At 69.2% G+C, this 18,150-nt stretch carries 20 protein-coding genes; 12 read left to right on the forward strand and 8 right to left on the reverse strand.

Features of this window, described 5'->3' with window-relative positions; all coding sequences use genetic code 11:
* Window positions 1-15: 15 nt before the first annotated feature.
* The 3 genes from COA07_RS15555 to COA07_RS15565 form a co-directional block, all read right to left on the reverse strand.
* Window positions 16-1,137 (reverse strand): serine hydrolase, encoded by a 1,122-nt coding sequence (locus COA07_RS15555; protein ID WP_245842200.1) that lies wholly within the window; start codon window positions 1,135-1,137, stop codon window positions 16-18.
* Window positions 1,138-1,306: 169 nt separating this feature from the next.
* A complete protein-coding gene (nadB, locus tag COA07_RS15560) occupies window positions 1,307-2,884 on the reverse strand; it encodes an L-aspartate oxidase (RefSeq protein WP_066711859.1) in 1,578 nt (525 codons plus the stop codon).
* 234 nt (window positions 2,885-3,118) lie between these two features.
* Window positions 3,119-4,060: an ABC transporter ATP-binding protein gene (locus tag COA07_RS15565; protein WP_066711858.1), complete on the reverse strand. Its 942-nt coding sequence runs from the start codon at window positions 4,058-4,060 to the stop codon at window positions 3,119-3,121.
* A 90-nt stretch (window positions 4,061-4,150) separates the two neighbouring features.
* Between COA07_RS15565 and COA07_RS15570 the strand changes: the two genes are divergently transcribed.
* Together COA07_RS15570 and tldD are read left to right on the forward strand one after the other, a co-directional pair.
* Window positions 4,151-4,387, forward strand: a complete 237-nt coding sequence (locus COA07_RS15570; RefSeq protein ID WP_066711857.1) for a zinc-finger domain-containing protein — start codon at window positions 4,151-4,153, stop codon at window positions 4,385-4,387.
* Between the two features lie 46 nt (window positions 4,388-4,433).
* Window positions 4,434-5,855: a metalloprotease TldD gene (gene tldD / locus COA07_RS15575; protein ID WP_066711856.1), complete on the forward strand. Its 1,422-nt coding sequence runs from the start codon at window positions 4,434-4,436 to the stop codon at window positions 5,853-5,855.
* A 4-nt stretch (window positions 5,856-5,859) separates the two neighbouring features.
* Here tldD and COA07_RS15580 read toward each other — a convergent pair whose 3' ends face one another.
* Complete coding sequence (locus tag COA07_RS15580) at window positions 5,860-6,159, reverse strand: CcdB family protein (RefSeq protein WP_245842201.1); 300 nt, start codon at window positions 6,157-6,159, stop codon at window positions 5,860-5,862.
* Window positions 6,156-6,407 carry a type II toxin-antitoxin system CcdA family antitoxin gene (locus COA07_RS15585; RefSeq protein WP_066711861.1) on the reverse strand — a complete coding sequence of 84 codons (252 nt, stop codon included), beginning with the start codon at window positions 6,405-6,407 and terminating at the stop codon, window positions 6,156-6,158. Before COA07_RS15585 ends, COA07_RS15580 begins: the two co-directional genes overlap by 4 nt.
* A gap of 47 nt (window positions 6,408-6,454) precedes the next feature.
* Here COA07_RS15585 and COA07_RS15590 point away from each other — a divergent pair, with 47 nt between their 5' ends.
* From COA07_RS15590 to COA07_RS15605, 4 genes are all read left to right on the forward strand, one after another.
* The gene (locus COA07_RS15590; RefSeq protein ID WP_066711860.1) at window positions 6,455-7,006 is read left to right on the forward strand and encodes a pyridoxamine 5'-phosphate oxidase family protein; all 552 of its coding nucleotides are present in this window, start codon (window positions 6,455-6,457) and stop codon (window positions 7,004-7,006) included.
* 13 nt (window positions 7,007-7,019) lie between these two features.
* On the forward strand, window positions 7,020-7,220 hold the full coding sequence (locus tag COA07_RS15595; RefSeq protein ID WP_066711854.1) for a putative signal transducing protein: 201 nt from the start codon (window positions 7,020-7,022) through the stop codon (window positions 7,218-7,220).
* Between the two features lie 142 nt (window positions 7,221-7,362).
* A complete protein-coding gene (locus COA07_RS15600) occupies window positions 7,363-7,701 on the forward strand; it encodes a P-II family nitrogen regulator (protein WP_066485802.1) in 339 nt (112 codons plus the stop codon).
* 11 nt (window positions 7,702-7,712) lie between these two features.
* Entirely contained in the window at window positions 7,713-9,044 is a 1,332-nt protein-coding gene (locus COA07_RS15605; RefSeq protein ID WP_096641325.1) for an ammonium transporter, read from the forward strand.
* A gap of 324 nt (window positions 9,045-9,368) precedes the next feature.
* Here COA07_RS15605 and COA07_RS15610 read toward each other — a convergent pair whose 3' ends face one another.
* Complete coding sequence (locus COA07_RS15610) at window positions 9,369-10,166, reverse strand: glutaminyl-peptide cyclotransferase (RefSeq protein WP_096641326.1); 798 nt, start codon at window positions 10,164-10,166, stop codon at window positions 9,369-9,371.
* 354 nt (window positions 10,167-10,520) lie between these two features.
* Window positions 10,521-11,339, reverse strand: a complete 819-nt coding sequence (locus tag COA07_RS18735) for a cold-shock protein (RefSeq protein ID WP_066712688.1) — start codon at window positions 11,337-11,339, stop codon at window positions 10,521-10,523.
* Window positions 11,340-11,640: 301 nt separating this feature from the next.
* On the opposite strand from COA07_RS18735, the gene COA07_RS15620 reads away from it, so the two are divergent.
* The 5 genes from COA07_RS15620 to rpoN all read left to right on the forward strand — a co-directional run bounded on the left by COA07_RS15620 (window position 11,641) and on the right by rpoN (window position 15,864).
* A complete protein-coding gene (locus tag COA07_RS15620; RefSeq protein ID WP_066712691.1) occupies window positions 11,641-12,261 on the forward strand; it encodes a ribonuclease D in 621 nt (206 codons plus the stop codon).
* The gene (gene lptC / locus COA07_RS15625) at window positions 12,254-12,892 is read left to right on the forward strand and encodes an LPS export ABC transporter periplasmic protein LptC (RefSeq protein ID WP_066712694.1); all 639 of its coding nucleotides are present in this window, start codon (window positions 12,254-12,256) and stop codon (window positions 12,890-12,892) included. Before COA07_RS15620 ends, lptC begins: the two co-directional genes overlap by 8 nt.
* A 6-nt stretch (window positions 12,893-12,898) precedes the next feature.
* Window positions 12,899-13,441 (forward strand): LptA/OstA family protein, encoded by a 543-nt coding sequence (locus tag COA07_RS15630; protein WP_066712697.1) that lies wholly within the window; start codon window positions 12,899-12,901, stop codon window positions 13,439-13,441.
* A gap of 130 nt (window positions 13,442-13,571) precedes the next feature.
* The gene (gene lptB, locus COA07_RS15635) at window positions 13,572-14,342 is read left to right on the forward strand and encodes an LPS export ABC transporter ATP-binding protein (protein WP_096641333.1); all 771 of its coding nucleotides are present in this window, start codon (window positions 13,572-13,574) and stop codon (window positions 14,340-14,342) included.
* 43 nt (window positions 14,343-14,385) lie between these two features.
* Window positions 14,386-15,864 (forward strand): RNA polymerase factor sigma-54, encoded by a 1,479-nt coding sequence (gene rpoN / locus COA07_RS15640; protein WP_096641327.1) that lies wholly within the window; start codon window positions 14,386-14,388, stop codon window positions 15,862-15,864.
* A 129-nt stretch (window positions 15,865-15,993) separates the two neighbouring features.
* On the opposite strand, the gene COA07_RS15645 is transcribed toward rpoN, so the two are convergent.
* The gene (locus COA07_RS15645) at window positions 15,994-17,634 is read right to left on the reverse strand and encodes a S10 family peptidase (RefSeq protein WP_245842202.1); all 1,641 of its coding nucleotides are present in this window, start codon (window positions 17,632-17,634) and stop codon (window positions 15,994-15,996) included.
* Window positions 17,635-17,744: 110 nt separating this feature from the next.
* Between COA07_RS15645 and COA07_RS15650 the strand changes: the two genes are divergently transcribed.
* A complete protein-coding gene (locus tag COA07_RS15650; RefSeq protein WP_066711324.1) occupies window positions 17,745-18,149 on the forward strand; it encodes a hypothetical protein in 405 nt (134 codons plus the stop codon).
* Window position 18,150: the final 1 nt, after the last annotated feature.

An 18,150-nucleotide genomic window follows, 5' to 3' on the forward strand; every position in this document is an offset into this window, starting at 1 on the left:
GGCGAAACCGCCAAGCTATTCGAGCCGCTCGTCCACCTCGGCCGCGCCGCCGCGCGGCTGCGCGCCGGTCAGCGCGGCGCAAACGTCCTGGATCAGTTTCTGGCGGTCGCGCATCGGCGCGGTGGTGTCGCCGATCATCACCGCGATGGCATAGCGCCGCCCGTCGGGAGCGGTCAGCAGCCCGACATCGTTGAAGCCGGCGTTGCGGCGGCCCAGTTCCTGCCCGGTGCCGGTCTTGTGCGCCAGCTGCCACCCCGTCGGCGTCGCCGCGCGCAGCCGGGCGTGGCCGGTGCGCGAGGCGGCCATCGTGTCGAGCAGGATGCGCGTCGACGTCTCGGTCAGCAATTCGCCGCGCGCCAGCCGCGCCAGCGCGGCGGTGATGCCGTTGGGCGACGCGCCGTCGGGCGGATTGTCGATATAGCGTTGCAGCGCTGCCTGCCGCACCGCCGGCGCCAGCCGGGCGCGCGCCGCCTCGAACCCGCGGCCCAGCGCCATCGACTGGTTCCACGTCAGCCCGGCGGTGCCGCTCTGCAACAGGCGCTCGCCCGGACCGAAGCGGATGCCGGTCAACTCCTTCGAGGCCAGGAAACGCCGCACCGCCGTGGGGCCGCCGACATAGGTCAGCAGCCGGTCGTTGGCGGTATTGTCGCTCTGCGTCAGCGCGCGCGTCAGCAACCCGGACAGCGTGGTGCGATATCCCTCGCCCTTCACCAGCGAGGCGATCGGCTGGTGGAACAGCGTCAGGTCGTCGCGGGACACCAGCACCGGATCGTCCAGCTTCAGCCGTCCGGCGTCGCGCTGCGCCAGCACGGTCATCGCGACCCACAATTTGCTGACGCTCTGCTGCGGCAGCGACAGGTCGCCACCCTGCCCCACCACCCAGCCGTCATCGACCGAGCGGATCGCCGCCCCCGCCTTTCCGGGGAAGGCGCGGACCAGTTCGGCGACGCGCGCCTGCAACGCGCGCGGCGGCAGCGACGGGCGGGTCTGCACCGGCGGCGGGGGCAGCGGGATCGACACCAGCGGCGCGGGCGGCGGCGCGGGGATCAGCGCGGAGCCGGCGCCCGCGCCGCATCCGGCGATCAGCAGCGACCAGCCGATCATGATCGCGCGGCGTCCGAAAGTCCTGCTGTTCATGTCGTGTACGCCTACCCCTGCCGAGCCGGAGCCTTCGGCGGGGGTGGCGGGCGTGGCAATCCCGGCGGGCGTGCCGGTGCGACGACCGCCCCCGGACGTGCGACGAGTCGCGACCGGTCGGTCGCCGGCGATCAAGCCGTTGATTCCGATACCGATCGCGGCGCGCGCGTCACGGCACCAGCACCGTATCGACCGGCGGATCGACCAGCTGCGGATAGTCGAGCGTATAGTGCAGCCCGCGGCTTTCCCTGCGGTGCAGCGCCGAGCGGACGATGAGGTCGGCGGTCTGGAGCAGGTTGCGCAGCTCGATCAGGTCCGGCGTGACGCGGAAATGGCCGTAATAATCCTCGATCTCCGAACGCAGCAGGTCGATGCGGTGCTTCGCGCGCTCCAGCCGCTTGGTGGTGCGCACGATGCCGACGTAATTCCACATGAAGCGGCGGATTTCGGTCCAGTTCTGCTTGATGACCACTTCCTCGTCGGAATCGGTCACGCGGCTTTCGTCCCACGGGCGGATCGAGGGGACGGCGGGCAGCGCATCCCAATGCGCGGCGATGTGGCGCGCCGCCGCCTCGCCGAACACGAAACATTCCAGCAGGGAGTTGCTGGCTAGGCGATTGGCGCCGTGCAGCCCGCTTTCGGTACATTCCCCGGCGGCATAGAGGCCGGGCAGGTCGGTACGCCCGTCCTGGTCCACCATGATCCCGCCGCAGGTATAATGCTGCGCCGGCACCACCGGGATCGGCGCCACCGTCATGTCGATGCCCAGCCCCAGCAGCTTGTCGTAGATGTTCGGGAAATGCCCGCGGACGAAGTCGGCCGGCTGGTGGCTGATGTCGAGATGGACGTAATCGAGGCCGTAGCGCTTGATCTCCGCGTCGATCGCGCGCGCCACCACGTCGCGCGGCGCCAGTTCCAGCCGTTCGTCGTAATAGGGCATGAACCGCTTGCCGGTGACAGGGTTGATCAGCCGCCCGCCCTCACCGCGCACCGCCTCGGTGATCAGGAAATTCTTGACCTCCAGATGATAGAGGCAGGTGGGGTGGAATTGCATGAATTCCATGTTCGCGACGCGCGCGCCCGCACGCCACGCCATCGCGATCCCGTCCCCCGTCGCGCCGCGCGGCGCGGTGGAAAACAGATAGGTGCGCCCCGCGCCCCCGGTGGCCAGCACCGTGGCGCGCGCGGTGTGCAGCGCGACGCGCCCGCTCTGCCGGTCGATCGCATAGACGCCCCACACGTTGCCCGCGCCGGAATAGCGTTGCTCGTGCCGGCTGGTCGCCAGGTCGATCGCGACCTGATCGGGCACCAGCGTGATGTTGGGATGCGCCTCCGCCGCGCGTTGCAGCGCCTCCTGCACCGCCCAGCCGGTGGCATCGGCGACATGGACGATGCGGCGGTGCGAATGCCCGCCCTCGCGCGTCAGGTGCAGCGCGCCGCCTTCCTCGGCGAAGGGGACGCCCAGTTCCTGCAACCGGCGGATCGCGGCGGGGGCGCGTTCCACCACCATCTCCACCACCGCGCGGTCGTTGAGGCCGGCGCCCGCGACCATCGTATCGTCGACATGGTTGTCGAACGTGTCGCCCGGTTCCAGCACCGCGGCGATTCCGCCCTGCGCCCAGGCGGTCGACCCTTCGTTGAGCGCGCCCTTGGCCAGCACGGTGACGCGGAAACGATCCGCCAGGTTGAGCGCGGCGGTGAGGCCCGCGGCGCCCGAACCGACGATCAGCACGTCGCTGTCGGTCATCGCGCGCCCCCGCGAATGTTGCGAATGTTGAGACGATCGCGGGGTATCGCGGCGGGGATCGGGCGGGGCATGACGATCATGTGGCACAGATCGGGGGGCGTGGGACAGGGGGTGCGGGCGCGTTGTGCGCCGGCGCAGGGAGAAGCGAAGGATTGCGGGTCGTGACGGGCGTCGGCGCGCCGCGCCCTGGATTCCGGCCCTCGCCGGGACATGGCCTGCGACGGGCCGGCGGGATCAGCCCGCGTTGGCGGCGCGGGTCAGGTTGAGGAACACGTCCTCCAGATCGGCTTCCTTGGTGGAGACGTCGACGATCCCGAACCCCTCGGCCTGCACCGCGCCCAGCACCTCGCCGGCGTTCACCCGGTCCTTGGAATAGGTGATCTCCAGCGTGCGCGCGCCCTTCAGCACGATCTTCTCGAAACAGGTCGAGCGCGGCAGCGCGGCGACGTCACGGTCGACAGTGACCGCGACGATCTTCTCCTGCGCCTTGCCGACCAGTTCGGCGGTCGGTTCGTTGGCGATGACGCGGCCGTGGTTGATGATCGCGATGCGATCGCACAGTTCCTCGGCCTCCTCCAGGTAATGCGTGGTCAGCACCACCGTGACGCCCGCGTCGTTGAGGCTGCGCACATAGCTCCACAATTGCTGGCGCAGTTCGATGTCGACGCCCGCGGTCGGTTCGTCCAGCACCAGCACGGGCGGGGAATGGACCATCGCCTTGGCCACCATCAGCCGCCGCTTCATGCCGCCCGACAGCGTGCGGGCATAGGCCTTCGCCTTGTCCTCCAGATGGACCGCGCGCAGCAGTTCCATCGAACGGCGCTCCTTCTTGGGCACGCCGTACAGGCCGGCCTGGATCTCCAGCGTCTCGACGGGGGTGAAGAACGGGTCGAACAGGATCTCCTGGTTGACGATGCCGATCGACGCCTTGGCGTTGCGCGGGTGTTCGTCGATGTCGAAGCCCCAGATCGTCGCGCTGCCGTTGGTCTTGTTGACCAGCCCGGCCAGGATGTTGATCAGCGTCGACTTGCCAGCGCCATTGGGGCCGAGCAGCCCGAAGATGCTGCCGCGCTGCACGTCGAACGAAACGCCGTCCAGCGCGCGTTTCGGTGCGCCGCCCTTCACCCCGGCGTAGGTCTTGCACAGGTCGCGGATCGAGATGGCGGCATCGGTCATGCGCGGGGATTACGCCCGCGGCGGCGCGAATCCAATCCTTGCGGCGAAAGGAATTGTCGCATCGCGCGCGGCTTGCTAACGCATCGCCCCATGTTGCCGCCGCCCGAAATCGTCCGCGTTTCCCAGACCCGCATCGCCTGCGACGGGGCGAGCGACATTCCCGGCGGCGCGGCGCTGGGCCATCCGCGCGTGTGGCTGCAGATTGACGAGCATGGCTATATCGACTGCGGCTATTGCGACCGGCGCTTCGTGCTGATCGGCGGCCCCGCCGACGGCGCCGACCACAGCCGCCTGCCCGACATTTCCGAAGGCGCCAGCCCGCAGTAGCAAGCCCGCAGTAGTATCGGGGGACGCGCGCGCCTATCTTGGCGCGATGACCGACCCCCGCTCCTTCCTGTACCGCGACACGCTCGATCCCGACAACGCGCTGCGCGTCACCGCCGACGTGCTGGCAAAGGCCGATGACGGCGAGCTGTTCCTGCAATATCGCCGCGCGGAGGCGTTCGGGTTCGACGACGGGCGGCTGAAGACCGCCAGCTACGACACCAACGCCGGGTTCGGGCTGCGCGCGGTATCGGGCGAGATGACCGCCTTCGCGCACGCCAACGAGCTGTCGGAGGCCGCGATCCGCCGCGCGGGCGAGACGATGGCGCTGATCGACCCGTCGGGCGCGACCCGGGCCGCGCCGCCCGCGCGCACCAACCATCGCCTGTATACCGATGCCGATCCGCTCGACCTGATCCCCTTCGCCGACAAGGTGAACCTGTGCCAGACGATCGACGCCGCCGCGCGCGCGCGCGATCCGCGCGTGGCGCAGGTGTCGGTATCGCTGTCGGGCACGTGGAGCGTGGTGGAGGTGGTGCGCCCCGACGGCTTCGTCGCCACCGACGTGCGTCCGCTGGTGCGGCTGAACGTGTCGATCGTGGCGGAGGCGAACGGGCGGCGCGAGACGGGGACGTTCGGGATCGGCGGGCGCTACCTCTACGACCGGTTGTTCGAGCCGGCGACCTGGAACCGCGCGATCGACGAGGCGCTGGCGCAGGCGCTGGTGAACCTGGAATCGGTCGCCGCGCCCGCGGGCGAGATGACCGTGCTGCTCGGCCCGGGCTGGCCCGGCGTGCTGCTGCACGAGGCGATCGGCCACGGGCTGGAGGGCGATTTCAACCGCAAGGGCACGTCGGCCTTCTCCGGCCGGATCGGCGAGCAGGTGGCGGCGCGCGGCCTGACCGTGGTGGACGACGGCGCGATCGCGGATCGCCGCGGCAGCCTGACCATCGACGACGAGGGCACGCCCACGCGCGAGACGATCCTGATCGAGGACGGCTTCCTGAAGGGCTATATGCAGGACCGGCTCAACGCCCGGCTGATGGGGGTGGAGCCGACCGGCAACGGCCGCCGCGAAAGCTATGCCCATGCGCCGATGCCGCGGATGACCAACACCTTCATGAAGGGCGGTCAGGACGATCCCGCCGAGCTGCTGTCGCGCGTGAAGAAGGGCATCTTCGCCAAATCGTTCGGCGGCGGGCAGGTGGATATCGTGTCGGGCAAGTTCGTCTTCTCCTGCACCGAGGCGTATCTGATCGAGGACGGCAGGCTGGGCGCGCCGATCAAGGGCGCGACGCTGATCGGCGACGGGCCGAGCGTGCTGACGCGCGTGCAGGGCATCGGCAACGACATGGCGCTGGACGAGGGGATCGGCGTGTGCGGCAAGGGCGGACAGAGCGTGCCCGCCGGCGTCGGGCAGCCGACGCTGCTGGTCGGCGGGCTGACGGTGGGCGGGACCGCGGCGGGCTAGGCGGTCAGAACCCGTTGACCAGGAAGTCGAGCGCGCCCTTGATGACCCATTCCTGATCGGCCACGGACCCAACGGGGTGTGTGAGAATGCGGTTGTCGACCGTGGTCGCGAAATGCGTGGCCAGAACCCATGGCTGCCCGTCCATGCTGACCTTCGGGTTGAGTCGCGGGATCGGCGGCGTGGCGTCGCCAAGGGGCAGCAGTGGAATGACGAAGCGCGTCGCATGAACCGAGGCGAGCGGCGACTGGACGTCTACCACCAGCGTTGCGTCGGGAAGCCGATAAACATCGAACGGCGCCCTCACCACGCCTTGTGCCGTTCCAGCGGGTGACCGTTCTGTTCGTACCATCGGCTCCAGGCGTCGACGGCCGGTCGGTTCTGTTCCCGCCAGCGTCGCTCCTGTTCGACCTTGGTGGCGCGACGGATCGCATCCTCGCTGATCTGCGACAGGTTCAGCCCGGCCTCGCGCGCGGCGGCCACGATGCCGGTGTCGAGCGACAGGTTGACCGATCGGCGTTTCGGCTTGCCCGCATCGAGAATTTCATGCTTCATGCGCCCCAAGCTATGCGCATGATCCATGCGCGTCAATGGAGCGCACGATGGCCGAGTTCTTCCCCGCCCTCACCGCCGATCACCGCGCGTTCGTCGCGAAGCAGCCGGTGTTCTTCGTCGCCACCGCCGCGGCGGATGCGCGGATCAACCTCAGCCCCAAGGGGATGGACAGTTTCCGCGTGCTGGACGATCGCACCGTCGCCTATCTGGACGTCGCGGGTTCGGGGAACGAGACCAATGCGCATCTGATCGCGGACGGGCGGATCACGATCATGTTCTGCGCCTTCGACAATCCGGCGCTGATCTTCCGCATCTATGGCCGCGGGCGCCCGGTGCTGCCGCAGGACGACGAATGGGCGGAACTGGCCGCGCATTTCACGCTGCTGCCGGGCACGCGGCAGATCTTCGTGATCGCGGTGGAGCAGGTGCAGACGTCGTGCGGCTGGGGCGTGCCGTACATGGCGTTCGAGCGCGAGCGCACGACGCTGAGCAAATATCACACCGCCAACGGCGATGCGACGCGCTTCGCCAAATATGCGGTGCGCACGACCAGCATCGACGGCCTGCCGGTGCGCAACCCGACGCGGGCGCCCGCATGACGGCCGCGGCCTGATGGCGCTGGTGGAACTGGGGCGGTACGACCGCAACCTGGCGAACATCCTGGTATCGCGGCTGGAGGCGGACGGGATCCCCGCGCTCGCCTTCGACGGCGGCGCGTCGATCGCCGACGGCAGCTGGCTGCTGATCCCGGTACGGGTGATGGTGGACGAGGATGACCTGGCCGCCGCGCAGGTGATAGCTGGCACTGCCTAAAAAACGGGCAGCTTCGCGGCGCTGCATAATTTTTACGTTCCGTTAACGCCCGCCGGCGCGTGAATGGCCCTGCCGCGCGCCGTGGCGGCGATTGGCACGCGGCTTGCGATGCCCTGTTCCGGGTTATTCGGAAGGGGGCGCGATGAAGCTGGTCATAGCCATCATCAAACCGTTCAAGCTGGACGAGGTGCGCGAAGCGCTCACCACGATCGGCGTGGCCGGGATGACGGTATCCGAGGTCAAGGGGTTCGGCCGGCAGAAGGGCCAGACCGAAATATACCGCGGTGCCGAATACAGCACGAACATGGTGCCCAAGATCAAGATCGAGGTCGTCTGCGCCTCCGACATCGCCGATCGCGTCGTGGAAGCGGTGCAGGCATCGGCCAACACCGGCGCCATCGGCGACGGCAAGATCTTCGTCCTGGACGTCGGACAGGCGGTGCGCATCCGCACCGGCGAAACCGACGACACCGCACTCTGAGGGGGGTGACAATGACGATATCGAAGAAGACGATCGGCGGGGGCGCGATGCTGGCGCTCGGCGCGCTGGCCGCCAGCCCGGCGCTCGCGCAGGCCGCCGCCGCCGCACCGACCGTCAACAAGGGCGACACCGCGTGGATGATGACGTCCACCGTGCTGGTGCTGATGATGATCGTGCCGGGGCTGGCGCTGTTCTACGGCGGGCTTACCCGCGCGAAGAACATGCTGTCGACGATGACGCAGATCGGTGCGGTCGCGTGCCTCGCGATGCTGATCTGGGTGATGTACGGCTATACCATGGCCTTCGGCGACGGCGGCAACGACTTCATCTCCGGCTTCGGCAAGGCGTTCCTGAAGGGGATCACCCCGGATTCGGTCGCCGCCACCTTCACCGCCGGGGTCGCGATCCCCGAATATGTCTTCGTCTGTTTCCAGATGACCTTCGCCGCGATCACCGTCGCGCTGGTGCTGGGATCGGTCGTGGAGCGGATGAAATTTTCCGCGGTGATGGTGTTCGGCGCCATCTGGCTCACGATCGTCTATTTCCCGATCGCGCACATGGTGTGGGCATCGGGCGGCCTGTTCTTCAAGATGGGTGCGCTGGACTTCGCGGGCGGCACCGTGGTGCACATCAACGCCGGCGTGTCGGCGCTGGTCGCCTCGCTGATCCTGGGCAAGCGCATCGGTTATCCGACCGAGCGGATCGTGCCGCACTCGCTGACGATGACCGGTGTGGGCACCGGCCTGCTGTGGGTCGGCTGGTTCGGGTTCAACGCCGGTTCGGCGCTGGAGGCCAACGGATCGGCGGCGCTGGCGATGATCAACACCTTCGTCGCGACCGCGGCGGGCGGGCTGTTCTGGATGCTGGCGGAACGGCTGAACGGCCACAAGGGATCGGCACTGGGCTTCTGCTCGGGCATCGTCGCCGGACTGGTCGCGGTCACCCCGGCGGCGGGCAATTCCGGCCCGTTCGGCGCGATCGTGCTGGGCGCGGTCGCCTCGGTGATCTGCTTCTACGCCGTGTCGGTGCTCAAGCCGAAGCTGGGCTATGACGATGCGCTCGACGCCTTCGGCGTCCACGGCATCGGCGGCATGATCGGCGCGGTCGGCACCGCGATCGTCTACGCCCCGTCGCTGGGCGGGCCGGGCAAGCCGGACTTCGCGATCGGATCGCAGCTGACCACGCAGGTCATCGCGGTGGTCACCACCATCGTATGGGCGACGATCGGCACCGTGATCGCCACCTATGCCGCCAAGGCGCTGACCGGGCTGCGCGTCAGTGCGGAGGTCGAGCGCGAAGGCCTCGACCTCGGCGAGCATGGCGAGCGCGCCTACAACAGTTGACGAGATTGCGGCGGCGGGACGGCCCGCCACCGCTCACCAGGTTCCTCCTGCGGACACACCTCGACCCGGTACGGCGACGTACCGGGTCTTTTTTGGTGGGCGCGGGGTGGCGCTCATTCCGTCATGCCGGACTTGTTCCGGCATCCAGGGTTCCGCACGATCAACGGCTGACAGTTGCGCGGGGCGGTGGATGCCGGAACGAGTCCGGCATGACGGAGAGTTAATGGCGGGACCGTCGGCGCACGGTTTGGATATGGTCACGGTTCGCCCGGGCCACATCAAGGCACCGGTGCCCCGATGGGCGCGGGCACGCCCGTTCCCGCGCTACCGCGGCAGGCGGATCTCGAAGACGGTGGGCCAGCGTTTGCCCGTGACGAACAGCCGGCGCTCGTCCGCGTCCCAGGCGATGCCGTTGGCGACCGCCTCCGGATCGGTCGCGCCGACCTCCGCGACGATCGCGCGCAGGTCGATGACGCCGGTGACGCGCCCCGATGCGGGGTCGATGCGGACGATGAACGGCTGGTGCCAGACATTGGCGAGGATCGCGCCGCCGACCACCTCCAGTTCGTTGAGCTGGGTCAGCGGGCGACCGGCAAGCGTCACCGACACCGTACGGCGTACCGCCAGCGTCGCGGGATCGTGGAAGGTCAGCGTCGCGCTGCCGTCCGACCGGACCAGGCCGGTGGCATCGCTCGCCAGCCCCCAGCCCTCGCCCGCATAGCGCAGCATGCCCAGCCGCTTCAGCGTGGGCGCGGCCCAGCGGTGAGCGATGCCGTCATGCCATGTCAGGCTGACCAATTGCCCCTTCCACGCCGCCAGCCCTTCGCCGAACTGCGCCGCGGGGATCGTCGCGCGCGCGGTGACCTTGCCGGTGGCCAGGTCGACGCGGCGCACGTCCGACTGCCCCTCCAGACCGACACTTTCGACCAGCTGCCCGCCGTTCCAGATCAGCCCTTCGGTGAAGGCCGCGGCATCGTGCGGGTAGCGCGCGACGACGGTGGGGACGATCAGCGGCGGGCGCTGCGCGGCCGCGGCGGCGGGCGCCGCGGGGGCAGCGGCCTGCGGTACGGCGGAGGCAGGCGCGACCAGCGCCACGAGCGGGAGGAGGAACCAGCGCGTCATCGCGACAGGCTTACCGCGGATGGCGGGGCGCGTCATCGACTTTGGGGCGGGGCGCCGGGAAGAAGGGTGTTCGCGCGGAGGCGTGGAGGCGCGGGGAGGTGGCGGCGGGCGGGGCGGTTGGACGTTCGGCGCCGGTCGCAATGTTTCGGTGGCGCAGTGACGCGACCTCGCTGACCTGTGCGCATGCGGCACGATGGATGCCGGAACACGTCCGGCATGACGGGGCGCATCACGCGGGCGGCGATACCGTTTCCAGACCGCCGCGTACCTGCGATCGTCACCGCACCAACGACAACGGCCCGCCCGGCGGGTGCCGGACGGGCCGTCGTTCGATCAACGTCGGTCAGGAAGCGATCAGCTGCCCGATTCGAGGTTCACCGCCGCATACTTGCCGCGACGATCGACTTCGATTTCGAAGCTGAGGCGGTCGCCTTCGTTCAGGGTCGGCATCCCCGCACGCTCGACGGCGGAGATGTGGACGAACGCGTCGGGCTGGCCGTCGTCGCGCTGAATGAAGCCGAAGCCCTTCATCGCGTTGAAGAACTTGACCGTGCCGGTCGCCTTCTCACCGGTCAGCTGGCGCTGCGGGGCACCGCCGGCGCGCGGGCCGCGATCGCCACCGCCGAAGCCGCCGTCACGCGGGGCGCGTTCCTGCACCGCCATCGGCTCGCCGTCGATCTTGAGATCGGTGGCCGAGATGCGGCCGCCGCGATCGACCAGGGTGAAGCCGAGCGGCTGGCCCTCGGCCAGGCCGGTCAGGCCGGCCTGCTCCACGGCGGAGATGTGGACGAACACGTCCTCACCGCCGTCGTCGCGGACGATGAAGCCGAAGCCCTTCTGGCCGTTGAAGAACTTGACCACGCCGGTGCCTTCGCCGACGACCTGCGGGGGCATCCCGCGGCCACCGCCGCCGAAACCGCCGCCGCCACCACCGCCGAAGCCGCGACCACCGCCGCCGCCACCGCCGAAGCCGCCGCCACCGAAACCACCGCCGCCGCCGCCGAAGCCGCGACCACCGCCGCCGCCGCCGAAGCCGCCGCGGTCCTCATAACCGAAGCCGCCGCCGCCGAAGCCGCCACCGCCGCCGAAATCGTCACTGCCGCCGCCGAAACCATCGCGCTTGTCGCGCCCACGCCCGCCGCGATTGCCGCGGCCGCCCTTGTCGTAACCCATAACCCTGTTCGTCTTCCCGGTCCGCCCGAACGATTGCATCGAGGCCACGCGCAGGACGGCGAACGCGGCTCCCCGGGCGCAGATGACAATCGCGCCTCATCCCATCCATAGCCGATCCGATCACGCGCGGCGAATCGTTTTGCGCATCTTTTCGTGTCCGCATGTCGATTTTGTCCGCAACGATCGCAACTTGGGCACAATTCATCGCACGTCGTGCCGGCCCCGCCCCGCTCATGCCGCAATCGCGCCGCCGGTGACGTGAAGCGTTGAGCCGCGCGCCCGGCCCCGCTAGAGCGCGATCATGGCCGTATTTTTTCACGAAGAAGACCTGCCGGGCGACGTGTTCGCCCCCGGCGCCGCGATCGCGGTGGATACCGAGACGATGGGGCTGATCACCGCGCGCGACCGGCTGTGCCTGGTCCAGCTGTCCGACGGGCTGGGCGACGAGCATCTGGTGCGGTTCGGCCCGGGCAGCGATTATGCCGCGCCGGTGCTGCGCGCGGTCCTGGCCGATCCGGGGCGCGTGAAGCTGTATCATTTTGGCCGATTCGATATCGCCGCGATCCGCCATTACCTGGGCGTCGTCGCCGCGCCGGTCTATTGCACCAAGATCGCCTCGCGGCTGGTGCGCACCTATACCGACCGCCACGGGTTGAAGGAACTGGTGCGCGAACTGCTGGGGCAGGACATTTCCAAGCAGCAGCAATCGTCCGACTGGGGCGGGCCGGACCTGTCGGAGGCGCAGCGCGACTATGCCGCGTCGGACGTGCGCTACCTCCACCGCCTGCGCGAGGAGCTGGACCGCCGGCTGGTGCGCGAGGGGCGCACCGCGCTGGCACAGGCATGTTTCGATTTCCTGCCGGCGCGCGCCGAGCTGGATCTGGCCGGCTGGCCGGAAACGGACATCTTCGCGCATGTCTGACGTCGCGGTGCGATCGCGGTCGGCGCGGCAACGCTGGGCGCTGCCCGGCGGGCGGCACGACCATGTGATCGCCACCGCCAACTGGCTGCTGCCGGTGTCGATCGGCGTGCTGGCCGCCTTCCTGGTGCTCGCCCCGCTGACGATGGGCGGCGAATCGTCGTTCGTGCTCGACAAGAACAAGGTCGAGGTGGCCAAGGAGCGGATGAAGATCGAGGCCGCGCGCTATCGCGGCACCGACGGCAAGGGGCAGCCGTTCGAGCTGGACGCCGGCTCCGCGGTGCAGAAGAGCTCCGCCGAACCGATCGTGCGCATCCAGGACCTGGCCGCCGCGATCCGCCTGTCGGACGGCCCCGCCACGGTGAAGGCGCCGTCGGGCCGCTACGACATGGACACCGAACAGGTGAAGGTGGACGGCCCGATCGCGGTGCGCGGACCGAACAATTACGCGCTCGACACGCAGGACGCGGTCGTCGACCTGAAGACGCGCCAGCTGCAATCGACCGGCGCGGTGACCGGCACGGTGCGGCAGGGGACGTTCAGCGCCAATTCGATGCGCGCCGACCTCGAATCGCGGACCGTGCGGCTGGACGGCAATGCCCGCTTGCGGATCGACCCGCGAGCGACGAAATAGCCCGCCATGTCGCGCCACGCCGCTTTCCCGATCCTCGCGCTCGCGCTTGCCATTGCGGCGCCGGCCACGGCGCAGACGCGCCACGATACCAACGCGCCGGTCAACGTCGCGGCGGACCATATCGAGTTGCAGGATCGCGCCAACCGCGCGGTCTTCGCCGGCAACGTTCAGGTCCAGCAGGCGGAAATGACGCTGCGCGCGCAGCGTATCGTGCTGACCTACACCGGGCAGATCGAGGGCGGGAACCCGCAGATCTCGCGCATGGACGCCAGCGGCGGGGTGACGGTGATCCGCCCGGACCAGACCGCGCGCAGCCAGTTCGCGGTCTATGACCTCAACCGCCGGATCATCACGATGCTGGGCGCGGTGCGGCTGACGCAGGGCGGCAGCACGGTGAACGGCGGGCGGCTGACCATCAACCTCGATTCGGGGCGCGCGGTGATCGACGGATCGTCGGTGGCGGGCGGCGGCAGCGGCGCGAACGGCGTCCAGCCGGCCCCCAACGGGCGCGTCACCGGCACGTTCGCGGTGCCCAAACGCAACAACTGACCGGCAAGTCGGCGCGCCGCGCCACGTCGGGGCTATGCCGCGCGCGCGCCATCATGCATGAATCCTGCCAAGGCGCCGTGCCAGCACGTCGCCGCCCGTTGTTTCGCGAGGCCGAACGCCGATGGATGTGATGACCACCCCGCTCGACCAGGTCGAGGCGATCCACGAGGCGCCCGTGACGGACGGGCTGCAGGTGGTGTCGATCGCCAAAAGCTATGACAAGCGCGTCGTGCTGACCGACGTGTCGGTATCGGTCGGGCGCGGCGAGGTGATCGGGCTGCTCGGCCCCAACGGCGCGGGCAAGACGACTTGTTTCTATTCGGTGATGGGGCTGGTGAAGCCCGATTCGGGCCGCATCATGCTGGACGGGCACGATATCACCGGCCTGCCGATGTATCGCCGCGCGATCCTGGGCCTGGGCTATCTGCCGCAGGAAACGTCGATCTTCCGCGGGCTGACGATCGAGAAGAACATCCTGACCGTGCTGGAACTGGCCGAACCGGATGCGGCGGCGCGCGCCGAGAAGCTGGAGAAGCTGCTGGGCGAATTCGGGCTGACGCGGCTGCGCGATGCGCCCGCGATGGCGCTGTCGGGCGGCGAGCGGCGGCGCGCGGAAATCGCGCGCGCGCTGGCCGCCGACCCGTCGATCATGCTGCTGGACGAACCCTTCGCGGGGATCGACCCGATCTCGATCGCGGATATCCGCGACCTGGTGTGCCAGTTGAAGGAACGCGGGATCGGCGTGCTGATCACCGACCACAATGTGCGCGAGACGCTGGACATCGTCGACCGCGGCTACATCATCTACGACGGCAAGGTGCTGTTCACCGGCAGCCCGGACGAACTGGTCCGCGACGAGAACGTGCGCCGCCTGTACCTGGGCGAAAGTTTCACGCTGTAGCTTCCATGGCCCGGCCCCTCGCCTCCGATCGCCGCCGCCCCGCATGACGCTCGCGCCGCGCCTCGACCTGCGCCAGTCGCAATCGCTGGTGATGACGCCGCAGCTGCAGCAGGCGATCAAGCTGCTGACGCTGTCCAACCTGGAAATCGAGGGGGTGATCGCCGAGGAGATCGAGAAGAACCCGCTGCTGGAAACCGCGCCCGCCGCGGGCGACGCCCCGGCCGCCGCCCCCGCCGACGCGCCTGCCCCGGCGCGCGAGGAACCGGCCGGCGCGGACGAACTGGTGATGGCCGGCGAGGGCGCGGGCGAATCGCTGGACGTCGATATCGCCGCCGAACGCTTCGACGACGGGCCGGGCGACCATGCCGGCCCGTCCGCCGGGGCGACCGCCAGCGGATCGGCATCGGGCGAGGCGATCGATTTCGACAGTTTCGCCGACACCAGCGAAAGCCTGGCCGACGTGTTGCTGGCGCAGGCGGGGGCGGCCTTCGCGGGGGCCGACCTGATGATCGCGCGCGCGCTGATCGACCAGATCGACGAGGCCGGCTATCTGCGCGCCGACCTGATCGACGTGGCGCGGCGGCTGGGCGTGCCGCTGTCGCGGATCGAGGCGGTGCTGGCGGGCATCCAGCGGTTCGAGCCGACCGGCGTGGGCGCGCGCGACCTGGCCGAATGCCTGGCGATCCAGGCGCGCGAGGCGGATCGCTACGATCCGTGCATGGCGCGGCTGATCGACAATCTCGACTGGCTGGCGCGCGGCGACCTTTCGCGGCTCAGGCGGCTGTGCGGGGTGGATGACGAGGATCTGGCCGACATGATCCGCGAATTGCGCGGCTATGATCCCAAGCCCGGCTGCCGGTTCGGCGGCGACACGCCGATGCCGGTCATCCCGGACCTGACGGTGGTGCGCACGCGCGACGGCTGGGCGATCGAGATGAACAGCGCGACGCTGCCGCGCGTGCTGGTCAACCGGCGCTATTACGGGGAATTGTCGGCCGGGCCGCAGGACAAGGGCAGCAAGGCGTGGCTGGCGGAAAAGCTGGCCAGCGCCAACTGGCTGGTCAAGGCGCTGGACCAGCGGCAGCGCACGATCATCCGCGTCGCGACCGAGATCGTGAAGCAGCAGGAGGCGTTCTTTCTGAAGGGGGTCGCGCACCTCAGGCCGCTGACGCTGCGGCAGGTGGCCGAGGCGATCGAGATGCACGAATCGACCGTCAGCCGCGTGACCAGCAACAAATATCTCAGCTGCGCGCGCGGATTGTTCGAGCTGAAATATTTCTTCACCTCCGCGATCCAGGCCGCGGACGGCGGCGATGCGGTGTCGGCGGAGGCGGTCAAGAGCGCGATCCGCGCGCTGATCGCGGGCGAGGGCGACACGATCCTGTCGGACGATACGCTGGTGGAGATGCTGAACGCCAAGGGCTTCGGCATCGCGCGGCGCACGGTGGCGAAATATCGCGAAGCGATGGGGATCGGCAGTTCGGTACAGCGCCGGCGCGCGAAGGCGTTGCAGGGGGCGTAGCGGTTCGCGTTGACGTCATCCCGGCGGAAGCCGGGATCTCCTGCGGCTAAGCGCACCGGTCATCACGGGGAGGCCCCAGCTTTCGCTGGGGCGACGCGGTGCGGGGCGACCGACTGGGGCCGCCGGCCGTCAGTTCGGCGTCGGTCCCGCCGCCGCGACCGTCGGCGTCACCGGCGGCGTGCCCGAGCGGGCGACCGCGACCGCGCGGTCGTACCAGTCGGACAGGTCGCGCTTCATCGCCACCAGCGCTTCCGGGTTGAGGTACGTCATGTGCCCGGCGGGGTAATAGACGAAGCGCAGGTTCGCGCGCTGCCCCGGTTCCAGCATCATGTGGCCCAGGTCGTTCTCCGTCCCGAAGAACGGCGTCGCCATGTCGTACCAGCCGTTCATCGACAGCACCTGCAGATAGGGGTTGGCGCGCATCGCCGCGGCCAGGTCGATCGCGGTATTGGGGTTGTTCTGCTGCCCCATGCGATTGGGGGCGTCATGCTTCCAGTTCCACGTCCACCCCGCCGCGTCGCGCGCCGACAGGCGATAGGGCATGTCGGTCTTATACCCCAGGGTGTGGGTCGTATAATCGTTGAACGTGGCGATGAACGCGCCCGAGATCGCATCCGACGACACGTCGGTTTCCGGCCGCTCGCCGGCGGCATCGCTGTCGGTGCCGGTGTAGCGCGAATCGAACCGGCCGACCGTCTGGCGCGTGCCGCGCAGCAATTCCTTCTGGAAGCGCGGCAGGTCGATGCGCAGGTTCGCGCGCTTGATGAAATCGGGCGACAGGCCGATCAGCCGGCTCATCCCCTCCGCCACCTGGTCGCGCTCCGCATCGGAGATGTTCTGCCCCTTGGCCAGCGCCGACATGTACGGCCCGGTCGCGAAATCGCGCGCCTGCTGCACCACCGTCGCGACGTCCGCCGGGCGGTTGGCGAGGCGGTTGTGGTACCAAGCGGTGGCGGCATAGCTGGGCAAATAGTTGAGATAGACCTGGTCCAGCCCCGGCTGGCGATAGCCGTAGTTCATGATCGAGCTGAGCAGCACCACGCCGTTCAGCGCCATGCCGCGATCCTGCAACTGGTACGCCAGTGCGCCCGACCGCAGCGTGCCATAGCTTTCGCCGAACAGGAATTTCGGGCTGTTCCACCGCCCGAACTTGGTGGCGTAGCGCAGGATCGCCCTGGCAAAGGCATCGGCATCCTCGTCCACGCCGTAGAAGGCCGCCGGCTTCATGTCGCCCAGCGGGCGCGAATAGCCCGCGCCGATCGCGTCCAGGAACACCATGTCGGTCTTGTCGAGCAGGGTGTACGGGTTCGGCCCGAAATCATACGGCGCGGGGCGGATGAATTCGGGGTTGCCGGTCTGAAGCCGCACCGGCGCGAACGACCCCATGTGCAGCCAGAAGGTCGGACTGCCCGGCCCGCCGTTATAGAAGAAGGTGATCGGGCGTTTCGTCCCCGGCTTCGTCCCGTCGAGCGTATAGGCGGTGTAGAACATCGACGCGGTCGGCTTTCCCTCCGTATCGCGCAGCGTCAGCGTGCCGGCGGTGGCGGTATAGGCCAGCCGCCGCCCCGCCACCGTCACCGCGCCCTTCGATCGTTCCTCGCGCTCCTCCACGGGCGCGACGGCGGTGCCCGCCTCGACCGCATCCTTCTGCGCGTCGGCCGCGGTCTTTTCCGCCGGCTTCTGGGGCCGGCCGGCGGGCGCGCCGCGGTCCTGCGCCGCCGCGATCGTGGAAGTGGCCAGCAACAACCCGGCGACAAGGCGCAAACGCATGAAAGACATCCTCCGATCGGTCAGGGTCGCTGGTCTAATCGGCGGCGTGCGCGGCGCGCAAGCCGTGCGTCGGCAACCATCCATTAACCACGATCAGGCACAGCGGGACGATGGACGCGACCTTCCACGTGGCGGTGGACGTCGACCGCGATCTGGTGCGGACGACGCTGACCGGATTCTTCGATGCGGCGGCGATGGGCCGGTACCTCGACGCGCGCGCCGCGGCGTTCCGACAGCTGCGGTGCGGCCCCAACGAGCATCTGTCGCTGACCGACCTGCGCGAGATGATGATCCAGTCGCAGGACATAGTCGGCGCCTTCACCACGACGCTCGCCGACCCGGCCTTTCGGTCGCGGCGGCTGGGATTCGTGATCGGATCGTCGCTGGCGCGGATGCAGCTGACCCGCGCGCTGGGCGGCCGGCTGGGCGCAAACGTTCGGATATTCGCCGACATGGACGCGGCCGAACATTGGGTGCTGACCGGGCAGGACGCGCCGGCCGCGCCGGCCGAATAGA

This window comes from Sphingomonas adhaesiva, assembly GCF_002374855.1.
In the GTDB taxonomy this organism is placed as follows: domain Bacteria; phylum Pseudomonadota; class Alphaproteobacteria; order Sphingomonadales; family Sphingomonadaceae; genus Sphingomonas; species Sphingomonas adhaesiva.

Bases quoted from the DNA above. Each gene is read 5' to 3' on its own strand.
- lptC (WP_066712694.1), top strand. From the start codon at position 12,254: ATGTCTGACGTCGCGGTGCGATCGCGGTCGGCGCGGCAACGCTGGGCG.
- tldD (WP_066711856.1), top strand. From the start codon at position 4,434: ATGACCGACCCCCGCTCCTTCCTGTACCGCGACACGCTCGATCCCGAC.
- COA07_RS15555 (WP_245842200.1), bottom strand. From the start codon at position 1,137: ATGAACAGCAGGACTTTCGGACGCCGCGCGATCATGATCGGCTGGTCG.
- COA07_RS15650 (WP_066711324.1), top strand. From the start codon at position 17,745: ATGGACGCGACCTTCCACGTGGCGGTGGACGTCGACCGCGATCTGGTG.
- nadB (WP_066711859.1), bottom strand. From the start codon at position 2,884: ATGACCGACAGCGACGTGCTGATCGTCGGTTCGGGCGCCGCGGGCCTC.
- COA07_RS15590 (WP_066711860.1), top strand. From the start codon at position 6,455: ATGGCCGAGTTCTTCCCCGCCCTCACCGCCGATCACCGCGCGTTCGTC.
- lptB (WP_096641333.1), top strand. From the start codon at position 13,572: ATGACCACCCCGCTCGACCAGGTCGAGGCGATCCACGAGGCGCCCGTG.
- COA07_RS15605 (WP_096641325.1), top strand. From the start codon at position 7,713: ATGACGATATCGAAGAAGACGATCGGCGGGGGCGCGATGCTGGCGCTC.
- rpoN (WP_096641327.1), top strand. From the start codon at position 14,386: ATGACGCTCGCGCCGCGCCTCGACCTGCGCCAGTCGCAATCGCTGGTG.
- COA07_RS15595 (WP_066711854.1), top strand. From the start codon at position 7,020: ATGGCGCTGGTGGAACTGGGGCGGTACGACCGCAACCTGGCGAACATC.
- COA07_RS15600 (WP_066485802.1), top strand. From the start codon at position 7,363: ATGAAGCTGGTCATAGCCATCATCAAACCGTTCAAGCTGGACGAGGTG.
- COA07_RS15585 (WP_066711861.1), bottom strand. From the start codon at position 6,407: ATGAAGCATGAAATTCTCGATGCGGGCAAGCCGAAACGCCGATCGGTC.
- COA07_RS15565 (WP_066711858.1), bottom strand. From the start codon at position 4,060: ATGACCGATGCCGCCATCTCGATCCGCGACCTGTGCAAGACCTACGCC.
- COA07_RS18735 (WP_066712688.1), bottom strand. From the start codon at position 11,339: ATGGGTTACGACAAGGGCGGCCGCGGCAATCGCGGCGGGCGTGGGCGC.
- COA07_RS15570 (WP_066711857.1), top strand. From the start codon at position 4,151: ATGTTGCCGCCGCCCGAAATCGTCCGCGTTTCCCAGACCCGCATCGCC.
- COA07_RS15630 (WP_066712697.1), top strand. From the start codon at position 12,899: ATGTCGCGCCACGCCGCTTTCCCGATCCTCGCGCTCGCGCTTGCCATT.
- COA07_RS15620 (WP_066712691.1), top strand. From the start codon at position 11,641: ATGGCCGTATTTTTTCACGAAGAAGACCTGCCGGGCGACGTGTTCGCC.
- COA07_RS15645 (WP_245842202.1), bottom strand. From the start codon at position 17,634: ATGCGTTTGCGCCTTGTCGCCGGGTTGTTGCTGGCCACTTCCACGATC.
- COA07_RS15610 (WP_096641326.1), bottom strand. From the start codon at position 10,166: ATGACGCGCTGGTTCCTCCTCCCGCTCGTGGCGCTGGTCGCGCCTGCC.